Source organism: Mucilaginibacter sp. PAMC 26640 (assembly GCA_001596135.1).
Lineage (GTDB): Bacteria > Bacteroidota > Bacteroidia > Sphingobacteriales > Sphingobacteriaceae > Mucilaginibacter.
Window position 1 is genome coordinate 1,049,492 of sequence record CP014773.1, and the last position, 19,811, is coordinate 1,069,302.

The 19,811-nt window shown below is 45.2% G+C and carries 12 protein-coding genes; 5 read left to right on the top strand and 7 right to left on the bottom strand.

Features of this window, described 5'->3' with window-relative positions; all coding sequences use genetic code 11:
• The first annotated feature begins 225 nt into the window (after nt 1-225).
• Nucleotides 226-4,047 (top strand): hypothetical protein, encoded by a 3,822-nt coding sequence (locus A0256_04580; GenBank protein AMR30748.1) that lies wholly within the window; start codon nt 226-228, stop codon nt 4,045-4,047.
• A gap of 618 nt (nt 4,048-4,665) precedes the next feature.
• Here A0256_04580 and A0256_04585 read toward each other — a convergent pair.
• The 3 genes from A0256_04585 to A0256_04595 form a co-directional block, all read right to left on the bottom strand.
• On the bottom strand, nt 4,666-6,258 hold the full coding sequence (locus tag A0256_04585; protein ID AMR30749.1) for a hypothetical protein: 1,593 nt from the start codon (nt 6,256-6,258) through the stop codon (nt 4,666-4,668).
• 450 nt (nt 6,259-6,708) lie between these two features.
• On the bottom strand, nt 6,709-8,442 hold the full coding sequence (locus A0256_04590; GenBank protein AMR30750.1) for a peptidase S41: 1,734 nt from the start codon (nt 8,440-8,442) through the stop codon (nt 6,709-6,711).
• A gap of 119 nt (nt 8,443-8,561) precedes the next feature.
• The gene (locus A0256_04595; protein AMR30751.1) at nt 8,562-8,777 is read right to left on the bottom strand and encodes a hypothetical protein; all 216 of its coding nucleotides are present in this window, start codon (nt 8,775-8,777) and stop codon (nt 8,562-8,564) included.
• Between the two features lie 122 nt (nt 8,778-8,899).
• Here A0256_04595 and A0256_04600 point away from each other — a divergent pair, with 122 nt between their 5' ends.
• Both A0256_04600 and A0256_04605 read left to right on the top strand, forming a co-directional pair.
• Complete coding sequence (locus A0256_04600; GenBank protein ID AMR30752.1) at nt 8,900-9,481, top strand: hypothetical protein; 582 nt, start codon at nt 8,900-8,902, stop codon at nt 9,479-9,481.
• 606 nt (nt 9,482-10,087) lie between these two features.
• Entirely contained in the window at nt 10,088-10,564 is a 477-nt protein-coding gene (locus tag A0256_04605; GenBank protein ID AMR30753.1) for a transcriptional regulator, read from the top strand.
• A gap of 105 nt (nt 10,565-10,669) precedes the next feature.
• Here A0256_04605 and A0256_04610 read toward each other — a convergent pair whose 3' ends face one another.
• The 3 genes from A0256_04610 to A0256_04620 form a co-directional block, all read right to left on the bottom strand.
• Nucleotides 10,670-11,857: a pseudouridine synthase gene (locus A0256_04610; protein ID AMR30754.1), complete on the bottom strand. Its 1,188-nt coding sequence runs from the start codon at nt 11,855-11,857 to the stop codon at nt 10,670-10,672.
• 69 nt (nt 11,858-11,926) lie between these two features.
• On the bottom strand, nt 11,927-12,271 hold the full coding sequence (locus tag A0256_04615; protein AMR30755.1) for a ferredoxin: 345 nt from the start codon (nt 12,269-12,271) through the stop codon (nt 11,927-11,929).
• Nucleotides 12,272-12,425: 154 nt separating this feature from the next.
• Nucleotides 12,426-13,517 carry a hypothetical protein gene (locus A0256_04620; GenBank protein ID AMR30756.1) on the bottom strand — a complete coding sequence of 364 codons (1,092 nt, stop codon included), beginning with the start codon at nt 13,515-13,517 and terminating at the stop codon, nt 12,426-12,428.
• A gap of 397 nt (nt 13,518-13,914) precedes the next feature.
• On the opposite strand from A0256_04620, the gene A0256_04625 reads away from it, so the two are divergent.
• Together A0256_04625 and A0256_04630 are read left to right on the top strand one after the other, a co-directional pair.
• Nucleotides 13,915-15,192, top strand: coding sequence for a hypothetical protein (locus A0256_04625; GenBank protein ID AMR30757.1), 1,278 nt, complete (start codon nt 13,915-13,917; stop codon nt 15,190-15,192).
• A 202-nt stretch (nt 15,193-15,394) separates the two neighbouring features.
• On the top strand, nt 15,395-18,256 hold the full coding sequence (locus tag A0256_04630) for a peptidase M16 (protein AMR30758.1): 2,862 nt from the start codon (nt 15,395-15,397) through the stop codon (nt 18,254-18,256).
• 910 nt (nt 18,257-19,166) lie between these two features.
• Here the strand turns inward: A0256_04630 and A0256_04635 are convergent.
• Complete coding sequence (locus A0256_04635) at nt 19,167-19,769, bottom strand: hypothetical protein (protein ID AMR30759.1); 603 nt, start codon at nt 19,767-19,769, stop codon at nt 19,167-19,169.
• Between the last annotated feature and the right edge of the window lie 42 nt (nt 19,770-19,811).

Below are 19,811 nucleotides of genomic sequence, written 5' to 3' on the forward strand. Positions count from 1 at the left end.
AAGAGACCTTTCGGGGCCAGGAGAGACAGGTGTATAATGTTAGTATTTAATATTAAATAACCACAATTAATATTATAGCTTTACAGTACCTAATCGTCACTAATTATACCTTTTTAGATCATCTCGATAACTTTTGTGCTTAATTAAAGCGGATTTTACATTCTCCCGAATTTATTGACGGTGGGTTGGTATGTCTTTATTATTAAATAAAAACTGATTTTACTTATGAAATGGATTGACACTACTCATATCAGAAACTGGGCTCAACGCCGGGATTGTCAGGAGTATTTGCCGTTGTTGGTAAGAAAATTAATTCGTGCAACCTCGGATTCTATCACAAGTATCAGCTTTCCATCCGGTGAAAATGTATTAATTGGTGGTTGGGATGGAATTCTTGAGGTTTATGAAGAAACTGATCGTCTCCCGCTCGGATTGTCAGTTTGGGAATTTGGGGCCAATTCTGACATTAAAGGTAAGGCTGACGACGATTATACCAAGCGGTCAGCAGCTCCATTAGGTGTCGACACCAAAAATACAACTTACATTTTTGTTACACCAAGGTTATGGACAAAAAAACAGGAATGGATTGATGCGAGAAATGCCGAGGGTGTTTGGAAAGAGGTCAGAGTTTATGACGCGCAGGATTTAGAAGAATGGCTCGATCTTGCCCCGACGGTCGGATCTTGGCTTGCTATTAAGCATTTAGGCATATTGCCGTCCGAGGGCATCCAACCTGCCGATGATTTTTGGGAAGAGTGGTCTACAGGAAATCGAATCAATTTTGTGCCGGATGTAGTTCTTGGTGGACGAAGTGAACATTCGAAAACACTTGTTGAGAAGTGTAGTGTGCCCGATATTATCGCTATTCAGGGTAATTCGAGGGAAGAAGCACTAGCTTTTATTGTTGCCACCTTCTTAAACGATCCACAACGCACGGAAGATTTTTTTTCAAGGAGTATAATCGTCGACAGTGTAGAGGCTTTCAGAGAATTATTGATCATTGGTAAGCCTCTGTATTTGATTTGCAGATTCGACGATGATGGAATTTTGAACCGCGCGAAGCATAAAGGTCATACTGTTATTGTGCCGATTGGCCTTGATCGTACTAATGCATGGTCTGACAAAATCATATTGCCGCCGTTACAACGTGACGCTTTTGTTGCGGCAATGGTAAAATCGGGAATGACCGAAGCTGAAGCTGAGGAAGTTTCCAAAAAATCCGCACGTAACTTAATTGTCGTTCGCCGACAGCTGGATTTTCAGCGCCTTAACCCGCAATGGTCGCTATCGGAAAATGTGAACGTAATTCTACCGGCTATTCTTGCTGGCAGATGGAACGAAGAGTTTGAGGGAGATCGGAAAATGATTGCCATGCTTGCAGGTGAGGAATACGAGGTTTACATCAAACGCTTACAGCCATGGTGTTTCAGCCCTGATTCACCCGTTGTAAAAATTGGTAATACGTGGCGTTTAACATCGCCCATGGATGCCTGGACACATGCTGGCCGATATTTAACAAAAGACGATTTTAAAAGAGTAGCTGAAGCATTTTTGACGGTGCTTACAACTATCGATCAAAAGCTTGATTTATCTGCTGAAGATCGGCATAAGGCAGGTTGGTACCGTATTAAAGCCATTTATTCGCGATGGTTGAGAGAGGGTCTGATACAATCTTTGATATTGAGTTCCCTGTATGGCGAAAAATTAGGTTTAGATGTACCAGAGCAAGCTGGTAGCTGGGTGGATGGTTTGATACATAAATTATTAAACACCGACAAATTAGATATGTGGCGTTCGCTTGACCATGACCTCTCTTTAATTGCCGAAGCATCGCCGAGCGCTTTTATGACTTGCGTTGAAGCCTTGCTTAAACTTGACCCTTCGCCGATTATTCAGCTGTTTGATGAAGAGCCTGGGTATTTCGATAATCAAACCTATTATACAGGATTATTATGGGCATTGAAAGGCCTTGCCTGGATGCCGGAGTACTTATCCAGGGTGACCTTAGTTTTAGGGCATCTGTCAGAGAAAGACCCTGGCGGCAGATTACAGAACAGGCCGATCAACAGCTTATATGGTATTTTCAGGTCTTGGTTTCCGCAAACCTTTGCTCCACTTCACGCACGAACTGATGCGCTGCGTCTTTTGCAAAACAATCACAAAGAGATCAGTTGGACGATACTGACCCGAATGTTGCCCGAAGGCGGCAGAAGTTCAGCGGGGCATATTCATAAAATGCGGTGGCGGTTAAGCGATCAGCCACGCCGGCACAGTATGGAATATGAAGAAATTTATAATACTTACAAACAAGTGCTGGAGTTATTACTGGAGAAGTTCGACGATTCTGAAACCCAATTTATTTGCTTGGTTGAAAAATCGGTGAACATTGAATACTTCGGCCGGGAAAAATTACTGGAATTTATGCAAGAGCGGATGGCTAAAATTAAATTTGAAGGCACGGAAACCCGGGATAAATTAAGAAAACTAATTGGCCATCATCGGTCTTATCCAACCGCGGAACGGTCACTACCCGAGGAGATTTTGAAGCGGTATGAAAAACTTTACGAAAACCTTGAACCCGAGGACGATATAGAAAAAATATGGTGGCTTTTCAAAGATAACTGGCCTCAATTTTTAGAGGGTAAAATAAGAAGTGTATCACACTCTGAGCAAGCGGAAGAATTGCAGCTAAAAAGAAATGATGTTTTAAAAGAGGTTTATACAAAGTATGGTTTCGCGAAGATCCTTGAGTTAATTGAACGCGTGGGCGACCAACAGGCTCATATTTTGGGTTTTACCTTAGCGAACGTTATTACCAATATTGACGAAATTTATCACTTAGCTCAATTTTTAAATGCCGAGGATAAAAAACTGGTCTTATTTCAGACTTTTTTACAACGTAAATTCTTCAGCGAATCTAAAGAGTGGGTATTTGCGCTATACGATGACCTGCAAAAACAGGAATTTAGTTCAGAAAACCTTGCCAAAATGTTCTTGAAGTTGCGGGCCGAAGAGGCTATTTGGGAATTTATCGAAAGCACTAAAGACCAAAATTTGATAGATACATATTGGAAATTAGTTGATTCCAATATGTTTTACATCGCCGAGAAAAGCTGGGACTTTGTAATCAGAAAACTGATTCAATATAAACGTTTCGCAAGCGCCATTTATGGCATCAGCCACAATGTCGAACACATCACCACCGAGTTAATTATTGAGGTGTTACAGAATTATCTAAAAAATGAACCGGAGCCAAACGTCCACTTGGATAGTTACGATATCAACCATCTGTTCGAGGAGCTAGAAAAACGAAACGAGGTGGATAATTCAGTTATGATTCCGCTGGAATGGTTGTACATGCCATTATTAGGTTCATCCTATGGCGATACCAAAACACCTCGATTGAGTAAGGCAATGGCAGAAGATCCCGATTTTTTTATAGCGGTGCTTTCTTTACTATATAAGCCTGATATTACTGAAGGTAAAGAAGAAGTTGAGGAAAATAAAGAAGATGAATCAGAAGCGTTGTTAAAACGTAGCATGGCCCAACAAGCCTCCAGCTTACTTTACCACTGGAAAACAATACCTGGCGTAAATAAGGATGAAACAATTGATGAGGCAAAATTAAATTCTTGGGTAAATACAGTTCGGGAAAAGGCTGAGAAAAGCCATCTCTTAGGAATAGCAGATGATCAGATTGGCAAAATTCTTGCAGAATATCCCGAACCTAATATACAAATGAAAGAAGGGATCGCTATCAGTTGGCCACCTGAACCAATATGTCATGTGATTGAAACAATTAGTACCGAGGAAATTTTATCCGGTTTTAGCGTTGCTTGCTATAATAAACGGGGTTTTTCCACTCGAGGGCCTTTTGACGGCGGCATAAGGGAGTGGAATTTAACGGAGTATTTTACAAAACTGGCGGCAGAGAAAGCCGCAAAATACCCTAAAGTTGCGGCGGTTTTTGGAAGCCGCGCACGAGGATATGCAACCGAGGCCAAGCAGGAAGATGAAAGAGCAGAACGCGATAGGTTGGATTATTAAACATTGACAGATAAATTTCATTAGCTTTTAAGCTGCTATTTCCTTCTGCCTTTTTTCTCCCGCTACCTAAAGCAAATACTGCCCGTTGCTGCCGCATGCGTATTTAGTGTGTTCTACACGCTAACGAAAGCATATTCACTTATATGCCTGCAAAGCCGCTCGCCACACGCCTATAGATTGATTAGTGCCTCGCAATTACTGGCTGTTGAGAACGCGAACTACTACTACCGCCAGCATCCCCGCTCATCAGCCTGCATGCAACGTGGCAACCCTGCCGATACCCGCAAAGCTCCCCCAACGCAAGCGCAGCTCCAGCAATAGGGATTGTAAGGGTTTAGCCCGAAGGGCCGGAGCGCAGCGGAGCCCTGCAAAGCCCGGGCCGGAGGCATTGCCCAACAGCTTAAATAATAGCATGCCTAATTTTCGGAATCTTTGCCTTCCTTCTCCGCCACAACAAACCATACTTGGACACCAACATTGGTAAGCTATCCCGAGAACCGCATACTACTAACAAACGATTTTAATAAATCGACCCGTAAGCTTGGAAGCTTACGGGTCGATTTCTGCTGATGGACAGCTTCACCCGGGGGTGAAGTGCCTGGATGCTTAAATTTTAACTTATTTAATAACCAGTACCGGCTTGTTGCCGGCATTTTCCTTACTGTTAAACTGTACGGTGATATTTTTATTTGCAGCGTCTTTGATAACAAAGCTCGCATTTTTATCTCCGGCAAGCTGCGCTTTTACAAAGGCGGTAACATCAAAATCAATCCGTTTTGCCTGGCCGTCCACTACGGCAACGCTTAACGCGCCGGGTAAGGGCTGCGGTGCGTTGGTAAATGACAGGGTGTTCTCCAACCAGTTATCATCGTCGACACCGAAACTGGATAAAGTAAGGCTGTTGGTATTATCGGTGTTTTTGCCATAAATACTCAGCGTAGCTGAATTAACCACGCTGATATCAGCCAGTGAAAATTTTAAATAGGCAGACCGCAGGTAGTTATTCGAGGTAGCGCCTTTGATGTACAGGGAGGTATCGCTTCCGTAATTAGCTGCGCCGAAACTGCCGTTTCGCACAAACGCATCTGCCGAAGGAAATATTTCGGTAGCAACGGTATTGGTAACCGGAATACCTTTATAGTTGATAGCAGAAAAGTTGCCCCCGGTATAGTAAATATTGCCGTTAAATATGGCTGCTACTCCTGCAGATTTTGCTGCACGCATCGGCGACAATACCGACCATACATTGGTTGCCGGGCTATACGCAAAAACTTGCTTTCCCGGTGTGTTGTGTGCGGTTTGGCCGCCAAGTACAATGATACGGTTGCCGTACACCACCACTGAAGATAAGATATGATCGATAGCGACTGGCATATCGGCTAGCTTTGTCCAGGTGTTTGTTTGTTCGTCGTAAACCTGGAGCGTTTTCTGTGGTACCGAATCTTCATTTTGATTATGGGAGCCACCCATAATATAGATTTTGCCGTTAAAAATAGCCGCTCCCGGGTGGTTTACCGCATTGATCAGCGGTGCCAGCGTTTGCCATCCGGCACTTAAATTATTCAGATCTAACACCAAATGAATATTGGTATCTAAACGGGACATGTTGGCCCCGCCGATATAATGCAGCTTGCCATTTAAAAAACGCAGCTGCCCGGCAGCAAGGCCCTGTGGCAGGTCGGGCATTTTGCTGTAATCATTTTGGGCAACGTTGTATTTCCAAACCTGTTTGGTACCAAATATTTGGCCGGTACCTGCGGCGTTGGATGTATATCCCCCCGCCAGGTAAATATCTACCCCATCGGTTGTAACCGCAACGTGCGTGCCACCGCCAAAGTTAGACCCGGAAGGTTCATGCGGCATGCTCTTGATAGCCGCCCATGCGTCGGTAACCGGGTTATAAACATAGGCGCGTTTAGTTGGCGTCCACTGTGGCCGTTTGTTGACATCGAACCCACCAAATATATAGAGCTTGCCTTGCACCACCTCGCCCTGAAGCTCATGTGTAGCTATAGGTTGTGCTTTTGCCGTCCCCCAGGTAATTGTCGAGAAATCATCATTTGCAGTTTCGAGCGAGTTCACTTTGGTAACGCTCATCAGCTTTACATTTGCCGGCGCATCTGGCGCATCGGCTTTTTTACAACATGGCAGGCAGGCTATAGTGGCCAGCATAGCCATTTGAACAGATAATTTGAGTACGTTTCTAGTCATATCGCAAAAAGTAAAATTTTAGTTGCAGGGTAAAAATAAGGAGAAATTGCAGGGAGCTGGCAGCACAACGGTGATTGGCCTGAATATGTGAATAGTTGCGCAAATTTGCCAGCTTAGCTGCTCAATTCATTGTACTGAGGGGCAGTACATCAGGCGTTTATGGGCAAAATACACCCCGAGTGCTATAAAAAAGCAAGGCCCTGGTACTGATACCCGGGCCTTAACTTAACAAAACTGAACTGCAACTAACTCTTAAACTACCTTTTATACGAAAGATAAAAATATTTAGTTACAGTTAATTTTATTTGCCTTACTCCTTTTTCGAATGCTGCATTAATTTTATCTTTTCCTGGAGGCTGCAGGTCCGGGATACTGTTCAGATAGCAGCTATAATCGTTATTCAAACCGCTATAAATTAGTCCGGTAACTTAATGACAAGCATCATGGGTGTTAATCTTCCTGATCTTTGTCTTCTTTTTTACCAGCCATGGCCAATACAGGTTTGCCAATGACTTTGAAGCTACCTTCGCCTTTGAGGATGGAAGCCAGCTGGGTTTTATCCTGCATGGTTTTTACAGCCTGCGCCAGTTCTTTATCGTACTTAAAGTTGGTTTCGTACCGACCCTTTTCGTAATAGTATCGGGAGGCGATCTCGTTTTCGAGCACCTGTTTTATTTCGTCTTTATGGATCTGGAGGTCATTCTTCTTGCTGGCCGCCATTTTAGCTTTTAGCACATCATACTCTGCCTGGATCTCGGGGAATTGCTTTTCTTTGGTGGCTTCAGTTTTCAGCTGGGTCAGGATCTTTTCCGACGCGGTACTGTACGTGTAATTTTTATTCGACAGGTATTTGGTAAAGTCGGCATACTCGGCATCTTTTAAGGCAAAGGCATGCGGGTCGCCAATTTGCGGGTGCGCATTACGGTACTGGGTAGCATAATCAAAAATGAGCAGCTTGCCTACCAGCGCGGTGGTGATATTGGCAAAACGTTCCTGCTTTACCAAAATATCCGGGTAAACGCCGCTGCCATCATAAACCGAGCGGCCGTTTTTGGTTTTGTACTCGTGCAGCAGCGAATCTGCAAATTTGATCACGCTGCCATCGTCTTTACGATGGGCGTAATCCAGTTCCTGCACGCAGCGGCCCGAGGGCACAAAGTATTTGGCAATGGTAATTTTTACGAGGCTGTTATAGGGCAGCGGGAAAGTTTGCTGCACCAGGCCCTTACCGTAACTGCGCTGACCAATGATAATGGCCCTGTCGAGATCTTGCAAAGCTCCTGCAACAATTTCCGACGCGGAAGCCGAGCGACTATTCACCAGCACTACCAGCGGCAGGTTGGGCTCCATAGGCGTAGCCACGGTGTTGTACGTAAAATTCTTTTCTTTGATCTTACCCTTTTGCGATACGATGGTGACATCCTTGGGCACAAAAAGGTTTACTATTTTAACGGCTTCCTGCAAAATGCCGCCGCCGTTGGAGCGCAGATCCAGGATGATCCCGTTGGGATTGTTCTTTTTAATGGCTACCAGGGCGCTGGTTACCTCGTCGGCAGAGTTCTCCAGGAATTTATTGAGCTTGATATAGCCCATGTTGCCATCCACCATGCCCGAGTAAACCACATTGGGCTGCTTGATCTCATCGCGCATCAGGTTTTTTTCAACCGGCGCTTCGTTATCGCGCTTTAACTGGAGCTTGATGGTTGCGCCTTTACTGCCCTTAAGCAATTGGCTCACCTGGTCGTTATTTTTGCCGCCCAGGTCGATGTCGTTGATCTTCACCAATTGGTCGCCAGGGCGGATATCTGCCTTTTGAGCGGGGAAGCCGGTGTATATATCAGAGATAAAGACCTTTTTATCGCGCACAAAAATGCTGGCGCCGATGCCCCCGTACTGGGTGCTTACATAATGCAGCTTGTACTCTTCAATTTCAGATTCGGGCACAAACTCGGTGTAGGGGTCCAGCCCATCCAGCATGGCATCCACACCGGTCTTTACCAGTTTTGCGGAGTTGATATCATCCACATAGTTGATGTTGACCTCTTTATATACCGAGACAAAAACATCCAGGTTTTTACTGATCTGGAAAAGATCGTCGGTAAAGCCAAATGTTACTACGGCCAATGCAAATGCGCCTGCAATAATTGCCGGTTTTTTGTAACTATTCTTAGTGCCTTTTTCCATGATCGTTCTAAATGCCTTTGTGCCTCACCTAAATCCTATCCAAAGGAGAGAACGTTAATCGTCCCGGTTAATTTTCAGCCCTTCTCCTTTGGACAAGGCTCCTTTGTAATTAACTGATTTTAAAGGCGGTTATTATCGATGTTCGCCAAAGCTTTTTTGAGGGTGAACACTATATAGTTCCGGTCGCGGTTTACCAGTTCCATCATACGGGTAATCAGGCTGTCCTCCTGCCCTTCGGTATATTGTAACTGCTCGTCGGTAAGGCTGTTATACTTGCGCTGAACCTTTATCTTAATGCGTTCCCACTCTTTATTGCTGATGCTGATCTCTGCCATAAAACAATTTATTTTAGCAAAAATATAAAAAATACAGTGGGGCATGCGTTAATTATGCAGCTTACGGTTAAACTTTTAGCATTAAGCGGCATCAAACCGATTATTAACTAAACTACAAATCCATGAAAAAGTGTTTATTGAGCATAGCTATTATGATCGTGGCGGCAGTAAGCGCCAAAGCGCAGTTCTCGTTAGGAGCAAAAGCGGGCGTAAATTTTTCTAAAGTAAATACCGACAACCTGAAAGAATCGAGTATTGCAGGCTACCAGGTAGGTGCCTGGGCACGCATAGGCACCGGTTTTTACCTGCAGCCAGAAGTTTACCTCAGCAGCAGCGGCGGTAAGTTTGAAAGCAGCAGCAATGGCACCGACTACAACGGCAAAGTACGGTTCACCAATTTGAACGTGCCTTTATTATTGGGCAAATCGTTTGGTGGCGATAACTTGAACATACACTTTAATGCCGGGCCTATTTATACGTATATACTGGATAAGAATACCAGCTTCTCCAACAATCTCAGCACCGCCTATAAAGATTTCGGCGATTACCGCAACAGCACGCTGGGCTACCAGGTAGGCGGCGGTTTAGACCTGGGGCATATTACCGCTGATCTGCGGTATGAAGGCGGCCTCACCAAAGTGAACCAAAACTACGGTCAGCGCCAAAACCTATGGGCACTTACGCTTGGCTTTAAGTTTTTTTAAGGGGAAATAGTTATTGTATTTGAAAAGCTTCGGTTGATGCCGGGGCTTTTTTTGTGGATTTTACATTAGATTGAAGATGGGTATGTTCTTAAATTGCGCCTTAAGGCACTAAGAAGTAAAAAATCTTTAAAACAGCAAAGCCCCCTGATGGGCAGGGGGCCTTTACTAACCAATTATAAACCTAAATTATGAGAAGAGCTGTAGGAGAAGGGGTCGAACCTCCACAGAGTGGTTATTCTTATTGCTAAGAGTTTCCCATATTCTCCGCCACCGCGACAAGGAGGTGTGTCTGCCAAAAATTTCACCATCCTACAGGATAAAAACTAAACCTTGCGTTTAGCGTGCTGTTGGGGAAGGGATCGAACCTTCACAGAGTGGTTAGCCCGCGTCGGGTTTCCCATATTCTCCGCCACCGGGACAAGGAGGTGTGTCTGCCAAAAATTTCACCACCCAACAATGTTTTTCTTTAAAGAACAACCAGCAATTGTCATTTGCTTTCTACAAATCTAAAGGACTTTGCTATTCCTTGCAAATATTTCAACAAAATATTTTTATTTTTACTTTAATTTTAATTAAACTTGTATTTGAATAAAGATATCTAAATATATGCCTCACAGGAAACCCCAAAATTTAGAAATTGACAATCTTGACATCCAGATTCTGTCGATTTTGATGAAAAATGCAACAACTCCTTACACGGAGATCGCAAAAGAGTTGATCGTTTCCGGCGGAACTATCCACGTAAGGATGAAAAAGCTGGAAGAGCTGGGTGTAATTAAGGGTGCAAGCCTGGAAGTTAACCCGCAAAAGCTTGGTTATGACGTTACTGCCTTTTTGGGGATCTTCCTGGAAAAGGGATCACAATATAATGAAGCGGTTAAACAGCTGAAGATGGTGCCCGAAATTGTTGAGTTGCATTATACCACCGGCAGCTGGAGCATCTTCGCTAAAATTGTTTGCCACGATACCAATCACCTGCGCGAAGTGTTAAACGAGCAGATCCAGAGCGTAAAGGGGATTCAGCGCACCGAAACGTTCATATCCCTGGAAGAAAGCATCAAAAGGCAGATCACTTTGGAATAACGCTTACCTATAGTTGTCCTGTGGACCGGCAACCGCATAAAGCCATTTAAAAACATCGGGTAGCAAGGTGAAAAGCCCTGTTACCCGATATTTTTTGCCGGACTTTTACCAAACCCTGCATAATAAGCCTTTTAAATATTCTCCTTCGGGGAACGATGCCCGCACCGGGTGATCCTCTGGCTGGTGAAACTGATGAATAAACTGCACCTGTTTACCGGCATCAAGCGCGGCCCAGGCTAATACCTGTTTAAAGGTTTCCATATCCATTGCGCCCGAGCAGGAGAACGTGGCCAATAAGCCGCCACTATTCAACAGCTGCATACCCAGTCTGTTCAAATCTTTATAGGCACGGGAGGCTCGATCAAGCGCTGACCTTGATGGTGCGTACTTTGGCGGATCCAGCACGATGATATCAAATTTCTCCCCCTCATCTCTAAACTTACGCAATTGTACGTTTACGTCGGATTTGATTGCGTTGTGTACCGTTCCCTCAAAACCATTTAACCGGATATTCTCAGCCAGCGTTTCAATGGCTAGTGCCGAGCTGTCAACACTGGTTACGGATGCTGCACCTGCCAGAAAACTATTGAGTGTAAAACCACCGGTATAGCTAAAGCAATCCAGTACTTTTTTGCCTTTGGCGTAGGTTGCCAGCACTTTCCGGTTATCCCGCTGATCGCAGTAAAATCCGGATTTTTGGCCCTCGGCGATGTTGATTCCGTAGGCAATGCCATTTTCTTTTACCATCACCAATTCGGGTGGCTGGCTACCGGCTAATAAAACGTTGGTGGTTTCTAAACCTTCATGGGCGCGGGAGGTAGCATCGCTTTTGTCAAATATGCTTATTGGTTGAAGCAAATTGTTGAGCTCATCGATAATCACCGGCAGCGCATTCTGGATGCCGGAGGTAAGCACCTGCACCGCTAAATGACCGGCGTATTTGTCTACGATCAACCCGGGCAGGTAGTCCGACTCGCTGAAGATCAACCGGCAGGTATCGGTACTGCCATCGGCCAGAATATGTGCGCGACCGGCAACTGCCGTCTGCACTTTTTGCCGAAACCAGGCTTCGTCAACTGCAAAGCTTTCGTCCCACTCCAGCAATCGCACTGCAACACGCGATTGATCGTTATAAAAGCCGTAAGCCAGGAAAGCATCCTGGCTGTTTAGCAATCGAATTACCGCTCCGTTTGCCGGTTTGCCTTTTAATTTATCAATCGCACCGGAAAACACCCAAGGGTGCCTGTGCAGCACTGCCTTCTCTTTTCCCTTCTTTAATACCACGTCAATCATGGTGCAAAGTTAATAAACATAGCATTGTTGCGCCATGTTTATTAAAAGGGCCCCAAAGGCCATGATAACTTAATCCTGTGTAATAGGCTGGTGATCCGCATGGCATGCTTCGGCACATTCAAAACATGCAGCAGCGCATTTTTGGCAATGTTCGTGCTCATGCAAGCCGCATTCAGCAGCACACATGCGGCAAATTTCTTCACACAACACCAGGAATTGATGAGCCAATTCAGAATTACGCTGCAATAACCTTGCTGCAAGGCTGCAAAGGTCGGCACAATCCTTGTCAAGGCTGATGCAGCGCACCATCGGCTTTACTTCGTCTTCGTTCAAACATGCCGTTGCGCAATTTTCGCAGGCCGCCACGCAGGCGAGTAATTTGTTGATCAATTCGGTGTGATGGTGATTTTCCATAGTAGTTTATGTAGTTTATATACATTCAATACGCATTGCGACAAAATGTTTACTAAAAACTAAATATTGTCACCGTTCGCAAGTCAACCCAAATCCAACAAAAAAAGCAACCGGTAAACCGGCTGCCCTTTCAAATCAAAATAATGAATTTATATTACTTATCGTCATCGGCTGGCTGCTCATCTGTTGGCAGGCCCACAACCTTGTAAACTTTGTTATTATCTTCATCAAGCGCTTCCTGGAAATAGGTTCCGTCTGGTGCTACGTAAAGCTTTTCTCCGTTCACTTTTATCTTACGGCTATCCTGCGGCAATTTATCAACTATATCACCAACTTTTAAAGGCGCTTCATCTGCAGCGTAACTACCCTGGTCAGTGGCGTTGGCGTCACTGGTATTCAGCTCGCCATCTTTACCGGTTACTTCATACACCTGGGTACCATCATCTTTAGTAAACAAACGGTAGTATACACCATTAGCCTCATAAAACTGCTCGCCATTAATGGTAATCGGCTGTGCATTTGATGGCAAAGCGTTGATCTGGGCACCCACAGGTGGCTCTACCACCGTATACTGGTTGTTGTTTTGCTGATAGTATAAACCGTCGCTGTAATAATATTGGTAATCGCCAAAGTAAAACGGATAGTAACCAAATGGCAATACACCAATACTGAAACCTATTCTAGGCAGGTAGTAAGAGTTGTAGTAGCCACGATAGTTATAAAAACCCCGGTTGAAATAACGTGGACCATAATAGCCCCTGCCATAATTACCGCGATAACCTCCGTAAGCACCACCACGATAACCATAAGCACCGCGGCCATAGCTATTGCCGCCACGGTATGCATAATTTCCGCGGGAGCCTGGATAAACGTAGCCACTGCGATTCCCCGGCCTTCCCTGGAAACCACCTACCCCGTTTGTGCGCGGCCCTTGTGAAAAACCACCTCGCTGAGGTGATACGCCAACGCTATTGGGCCTTGAAGCAAAACCTGACGAACGGTTAAAACCGCCGCCGGAAGGCCTGCTAAAGCTACCTCCGCTGCTACCGGATGGCCGGCTGAAACCACCGCCACCGCCACTTGAAGGGCGACTGAAACCTCCGCCGCCACCGCGACTGCCACCACTGAAACCGCCACCGCCACCACCACGGCTAGAGCCGCCGCCGCGCTGGGCTAGTGCAGGCAACGCTAAAAAGAGGCCTAAAAGCCCCCCAAAAGCTAATGAAAGAAATTTTTTATGTATCATTTTGAACTATTATATTTGATCAGCACTAGTACTGATAGGGTTATAGACTAAGAACATTGCCAACGGTTTAATGCTGCTATTAATTATTATAACAAAAAACAAGCCGTGATTAAATTCCTTAGTTGGCTACCTAAGCTTTAATCACCAGGTCTGATCTACGCTTCTGCTTAGATCTCGATCAAGAGGGTCTTGTAAACAGATGCTTATGCCGTTGGTAATTGAACAACGATAAAGTATTTTCTTATTGAAATACTTCAAAAGCCTTATACCTATTGAAGAAACGCAAAGATGCTCGAAAAATTTTCAACGTAACTTCTAAATGTCATTGCTTCAGACCATTGAAATAAATGAAACGATGATAAAATAAACGAGCAAATTTTTACAAAAGCATTTACCAATGCAACCTTTTTATACCGGCCAACATCTTTTAGAAAAAATTATCCCAATGAAACACATTTACCTGTCAGCCCTGGCGGTTTTATGCGCTATCAGTGCAATTGCCCAGCAACAATCTGCAACAGATGATTTCGGAGTGTTTAATACAACAACCGAAACGGAACGATTTACTGCTACGGAAAAACACGAATATGCAAAAGCCGATCACCTGTTAGAAACCTGGATAGATAAGTATAACAAGGCCGATGCAGCAACTAAACAAAAATATAAAGGCTATCAGCCCAGTATCTATTATAATCATGCCTGTTATGAAGCGCTCCTGGGCAATAAGGAAAAAGCGCTGGCCGCCCTTGAGCAGAGCTATACACTTGGTTACAACAATTATCAAAGCATTATGGCCGATACAGATTTGAATAGTTTGCATGCCGAAAAGCGCTACCAGGCTGTAATAGCGCGCATGCGCGAAAAAAGCGACTATGCTTATTTGCTGCAACATTCCGGCCCGTACAACAATTCGATTGATAAAGCCTGGCCGGTATTTTCTTATCAGGAAGCAAGCACCCCTGAACTGGAGGGAATGAGAAAAAAGTTCAATCTCGATTCTGTAAGCGGGAACGGTGACGAGATCAGTAAGCTAAAACGCTTAATGTTTTGGGCACACAACGCAGTACGGCACGATGGTAATTCCAATAACCCTGCCTTGAAAAATGGGATCGACCTGATTGCCGTTTGCCAGAAAGACAGCCGGGGTGTTAACTGCCGCATGATGGCCACCATTTTACGGGATGCCTACCAGGCCGAAGGGTTTAAAGCCCGGATGGTTACCTGCTTCCCTAAAGATACAGCTGATAACGATTGCCATGTAATTAACGTTGTTTGGGCAAACACGCTAAACAAGTGGGTTTGGATGGACCCAACCTTTAACGCCTATGTTACCGATGCCAAAGGCAACCTGCTGAATATTGAAGAAGTACGGCAGCGAATGGTTGATGGCAAAGACCTGGTTATTAGTGAGCATGTAAACTGGAACGGCAAGCCGTTGAGCCAGGATTATTACCTGGGTTACTATATGCGCAAAAACCTGTACTGGCTGCAATGCGCAGTAAAAAGCGAGTGGGATCTGGAAACCAGCAAGCCTGGTAAGCCGGTATCCCAATACCTGAATTTATACCCAGGCACTTATAACACCTTACACCAAACTAAAAAGATAACGCGCGGCAGCGAACAGTATGCCTTGAACAACCCGAAATACTTTTGGCAAAAACCGGTGGAGAAGTAGCCCATTTGGAAAAGAAGAGACCGTGATGCGAACCCCTGAAAATTGTGATGAAGCGAGCAATTTTTAACCCGGATGATCGTAACTCGGGGTATGTATGGGCCTTCCGTTTAATAAAATTAGTTAATCGTATGAATCGGGTTCCAAACAATTTGTAAAACGTTTTTTCGTTTCGCATCTTAGCACTCTCATTCCTAATTGATTTATGAACTTCAACAGAAATTTTTCTGTAACCGTACTGGCATTCGTGGTTGCTACTGGCAGCACTTTTGCGCAGGTTAAAAGAAAAGCCAACCCATCACCAAAAAGCAAACCAATTCCGGCAGCGCAGCAGATCCGCCCAACTTTACTCCCGGTAGATCCTGAGGTACTAATCGGCAAACTTCCAAACGGATTAACTTATTACATCCGCCATAACGAGCAGCCAAAAAATCGCGCCGAACTTTACCTGGTTGTAAAAACCGGCTCGATACTGGAAACCGATGCACAGCAGGGCCTGGCGCATTTCACCGAGCATATGGCCTTTAACGGCACCCGCGATTATCCAAAGAACGCACTGGTGAACTACCTGCAAAAATCGGGCGTTCGTTTTGGTGCGGATTTAAATGCATACACCTCTTTTGATGAAACCGTTTACCAACTGCCTTTACCTACCGATAGTGCCGCGGTTTTCGAAAATGGTTTTAACATATTGGCTAACTGGGCCGGTTACATCACATTTGACCCGGCTGAAATTGATAAGGAGCGTGGCGTAGTGCTGGAAGAAGCCCGGTTGCGCGGCAAAAACGCCCAGGAACGCCTAAGCCAGCAAACCTTACCAGCTATCCTGAATAATTCTAAATACGCATCGCGCCTGCCTATCGGCCAGGAAAATATCATCAAAACCTTCGATCAGGCTACGATAAAAAGCTTTTACCATGACTGGTACCGGCCAGATCTGGAAGCCGTTATCGTAGTGGGCGACTTTGATGTAAAAACAGTTGAGACCTACATCAAAAACAAGTTCTCATCGCTGGCCAACCCGGTGGGTGAAAAACCGCGTACCGAATTCAGCGTACCACCAACCCCCGGTACAGTTGTTAAAATAGCCACTGATAAAGAATTCCCCTATACGCTGGCGCAAATTGTTGTGAAGCATCCGCAGTCGGTAGTAAAAACAACCGGCAGTTACATGCAGAGCCTGCGGGTTAACCTGTTTAACTACATGATGGGCGAGCGGCTTAACGAGTTGCTGCAGAAGCCGGAGCCGCCATACCTGTATGCAAGGGCTAGCTATTCCGCACTAATTGCTAAGCAGGATGCCTTCTCAACGGTAGTGATTGCCAAGCCGGGCGATTTGGAAAATGCACTTAAAACAATGGTTGCCGAAACAGAACGCGCCCGTAAGTTCGGATTTACCTTAACCGAGCTGGAACGCGCAAAACAGGCTATGCTGGTGCAAATTCAAAACGCCTATGCGGAAAAGAACAAAACCAACTCGGCCAATTTTGTAAGAGAGTACAGCCAGAACTTTATTAACGGCGCAGCCGTACCCGTGATAGATTTTGAGTATAGCTTTATCGCTGGCAATATCAATAAGATCTCTACCACCGAGATGAATGCGCTGGCCGGTCAGTTTATCAGCGATCAAAACCGGGTGATCATTGTTGAAGCACCCGAAAAGGATAAGGACAAACTGCCCACCGAAAAAACAATATTGAGCTGGATAGCTACCGGTGGCGCAAATGTTACCGCTTATGTAGATAACGCAACTACCCGCCCGCTATTGGAAAAAGTGCCCGAGCGCTCAAAAGTTGTAACCGAAACAAAGGATGATGCCATTGGCACCACTACTTATGTTTTAGAGAACGGCCTTACCGCTATTTTAAAACCAACTACCTTTAAAAACGATCAAATACTGATCAATGGCTACAGCCTGGGTGGGACTTCGCTGGCCAGTGATAAAGATTTCACCTCGGCCAATTTAGCTGCACCTATCATCAGCAACAGCGGTATTGCCGATTTTAACCAAGGCATGCTGGATAAGCTGCTTGCCGGTAAAAATGTAACGGTTAATCCATATATCAGCGATGTGGCTCAGGGGATAAGCGCAAACACTTCACCGCGCGATTTTGAAACCACCATGCAAATGATTTACCTGTATTTTACCCAGCCCCGCAAAGATGAGGACATCTGGAAAGGTAATATCAGCCAAACCAAATCTATCCTGTCAACCCGTGGGCTGGATCCGGGCAGTGTTTACCAGGATACGGTTTCAGCAGCTCTGGCAAATAACAATTTCAGATCGATGGTAACCACCTTACCAAATCTTAACGCAGCAACTTTAGACAAAGCCTACAGCTTTTACAAGGACAGGTTTGCAGATGCGAGCGGGTTCACGTTTACCTTCGTGGGCAATTTCGACCCGGAGGTGATCAAACCATACATTGAATCTTACCTGGGCGCATTGCCATCTACCCATAAAAAGGAAACTTATAAGGATCTGGGCATCCACCCGGCCGATGGGCAGCTAACCAAAACTGTTTATAAAGGCATTGATGATAAAAGCACCGTGCAGTTGGTTTTTAGCGGTAAGTACGAATACAGTGAGGCCAATAACCTGCAAATGGACGCACTGGAAGAGGTGATGAACATTAAACTTACTGAACGGCTTCGCGAACAGGAAAGTGGCGTTTACTCGCCGGGCGTCAGGATTAGCTATGCTAAGATCCCATCCGGCAGGTATTCTGTAAACGTTTATTTCAGTTGCGCCAGCGCTAACGTAGATAAACTGATCGCCTCCACCATGGACGAAATAAGCAAGCTTAAATTGAACGGTGCACAACCGGCAGATATCCAAAAGTTTGTTGCCGAAGAAGCGCGTTCAACCCAGGTGCAGCTGAAAGAAAATGTATTCTGGGCGGGTTACCTTGGGTCGGCATCGCAAAATGGCACCAATCCCGATGATGTACTGAGCCACGTAAGTCACCTGGATCAGATCACCGTTCAAAGCACAAAAGAAACTGCCGCCAAATATTTAAACACCAGCAACCTTATTAAACTTATATTGATGCCGGAGAAAAAATAAACCAATTGTAATGCTTCGTGCCTCAGCAAGACAATGTTGTCATCCTGACGAAGGAAGGATCTACTAAACGCCATGCACAGTGTGACGTGCGTGTCGGTTAACAGATGCTTCGTGCCTCAGCAAGACAAGGTTGTCATCCTGACGAAGGAAGGATCTATTAAACGCCATGTATCATGTAACGTGCGTGTCGGTTAACAGATGCTTCGTTCCTCAGCAAGACCAATTTCTTTGTTTCCCCACCTTGTCATCCTGACGAAGGAAGGATCCATTATGCGCCATGCTTAAGCGTTTCGGTTAACAGATGCTTCGTGCCTCAGCAAGACAAGGTTGTCATCCTGACGAAGGAAGGATCTATTAAACGTCATGCATTGTGTGACGCGCGTGTTGGTTAACAGATGCTTCGTGCCTCAGCATGACAAGGTTGTCATCCTGACGAAGGAAGGATCTACTAAACGCCATGCATTAAGCGTCTCTCGGTTAACAGATGCTTCGTTCCTCAGCAAGACAATTTCTTTGTTTCCCTACCTTGTCATCCTGACGAAGGAAGGATCTACTATGCGCCATGCTTTAAGCGTTTCGGTTAACAGATGCTTCGTGCCTCGGCAAGACAAGGTTGTCATCCTGACGAAGGAAGGATCTGTTAAACGCCATGCATCATGTAACGTGCGTTTCGGTTAACAGATGCTTCGTGCTTCAGCATGACAAGGTTGTCATCCTGACGAAGGAAGGATCCATTATGCGCCACGCTTTAAGCGTTTCGGTTAACAGATGCTTCGTGCCTCAGCATGACAAGGTTGTCATCCTGACGAAGGAAGGATCCATTATGCGCCATGCTTTAAGGTTTCGGTTAACAGATGCTTCGTGCCTCAGCATGACAAGGTTGTCATCCTGACGAAGCCTAACCAATTCATCAATGCATATCCAAATACGTACCAGCCGTTGAGTTTGGCTGGTGCACGAGGATGCCTACACATTTCCCCTGCGCATCAATCTCAAAAGAAATACCCTTCGGGATATCCGAATAGGTTTTTATTTTTTGCCCCCCGGCGGTATAACTATTCCCTTCTTTAAGCGTGTAAAATTTGGCAATGTCCTGCCTATTGTTGCCTGTACTAATGAAATCGGCAGTTTTAAACCAGGGAGAGGTAACCAGTATTTTTTTGATGTGCTGAATGTTTTCATCGGCACCACCCATGGTGCGACTGGCAAAAATACTGGTACGATAGCCTGTTGTATCATGATTGGCATACCAGGTAGCTAAAGCGCTGCCCATTGCGGCATCACCCCCGTCTGGCTTGCCAAGCAGTTTAATAGCATCGGCCAAATTACCATCCAATTTTATCTGGCCAATACTTAGTCCGGGGCTAATAAGTTGTTCCGGAGAAATGGTACTTGCATCGGTGGTATCGGGCGCGTCAGCAACTTCCTGATCTGTAGATTTTGCCGCCTTTTGCTCGCAGGCCACTATCAAAAAGACTGCTACAAGTAACACGATGTATTTGCAAACCTTCATAAGCTAAATTTGATTTGTTAATGCTATAACCTCAAATACGGG

Excerpts from the sequence above, each read along its gene's own strand:
- A0256_04580 (AMR30748.1), top strand. The coding sequence starts at position 226 with ATGAAATGGATTGACACTACTCATATCAGAAACTGGGCTCAACGCCGG.
- A0256_04585 (AMR30749.1), bottom strand. The coding sequence starts at position 6,258 with ATGACTAGAAACGTACTCAAATTATCTGTTCAAATGGCTATGCTGGCC.
- A0256_04590 (AMR30750.1), bottom strand. The coding sequence starts at position 8,442 with ATGGAAAAAGGCACTAAGAATAGTTACAAAAAACCGGCAATTATTGCA.
- A0256_04595 (AMR30751.1), bottom strand. The coding sequence starts at position 8,777 with ATGGCAGAGATCAGCATCAGCAATAAAGAGTGGGAACGCATTAAGATA.
- A0256_04600 (AMR30752.1), top strand. The coding sequence starts at position 8,900 with ATGAAAAAGTGTTTATTGAGCATAGCTATTATGATCGTGGCGGCAGTA.
- A0256_04605 (AMR30753.1), top strand. The coding sequence starts at position 10,088 with ATGCCTCACAGGAAACCCCAAAATTTAGAAATTGACAATCTTGACATC.
- A0256_04610 (AMR30754.1), bottom strand. The coding sequence starts at position 11,857 with ATGATTGACGTGGTATTAAAGAAGGGAAAAGAGAAGGCAGTGCTGCAC.
- A0256_04615 (AMR30755.1), bottom strand. The coding sequence starts at position 12,271 with ATGGAAAATCACCATCACACCGAATTGATCAACAAATTACTCGCCTGC.
- A0256_04620 (AMR30756.1), bottom strand. The coding sequence starts at position 13,517 with ATGATACATAAAAAATTTCTTTCATTAGCTTTTGGGGGGCTTTTAGGC.
- A0256_04625 (AMR30757.1), top strand. The coding sequence starts at position 13,915 with ATGCAACCTTTTTATACCGGCCAACATCTTTTAGAAAAAATTATCCCA.
- A0256_04630 (AMR30758.1), top strand. The coding sequence starts at position 15,395 with ATGAACTTCAACAGAAATTTTTCTGTAACCGTACTGGCATTCGTGGTT.
- A0256_04635 (AMR30759.1), bottom strand. The coding sequence starts at position 19,769 with ATGAAGGTTTGCAAATACATCGTGTTACTTGTAGCAGTCTTTTTGATA.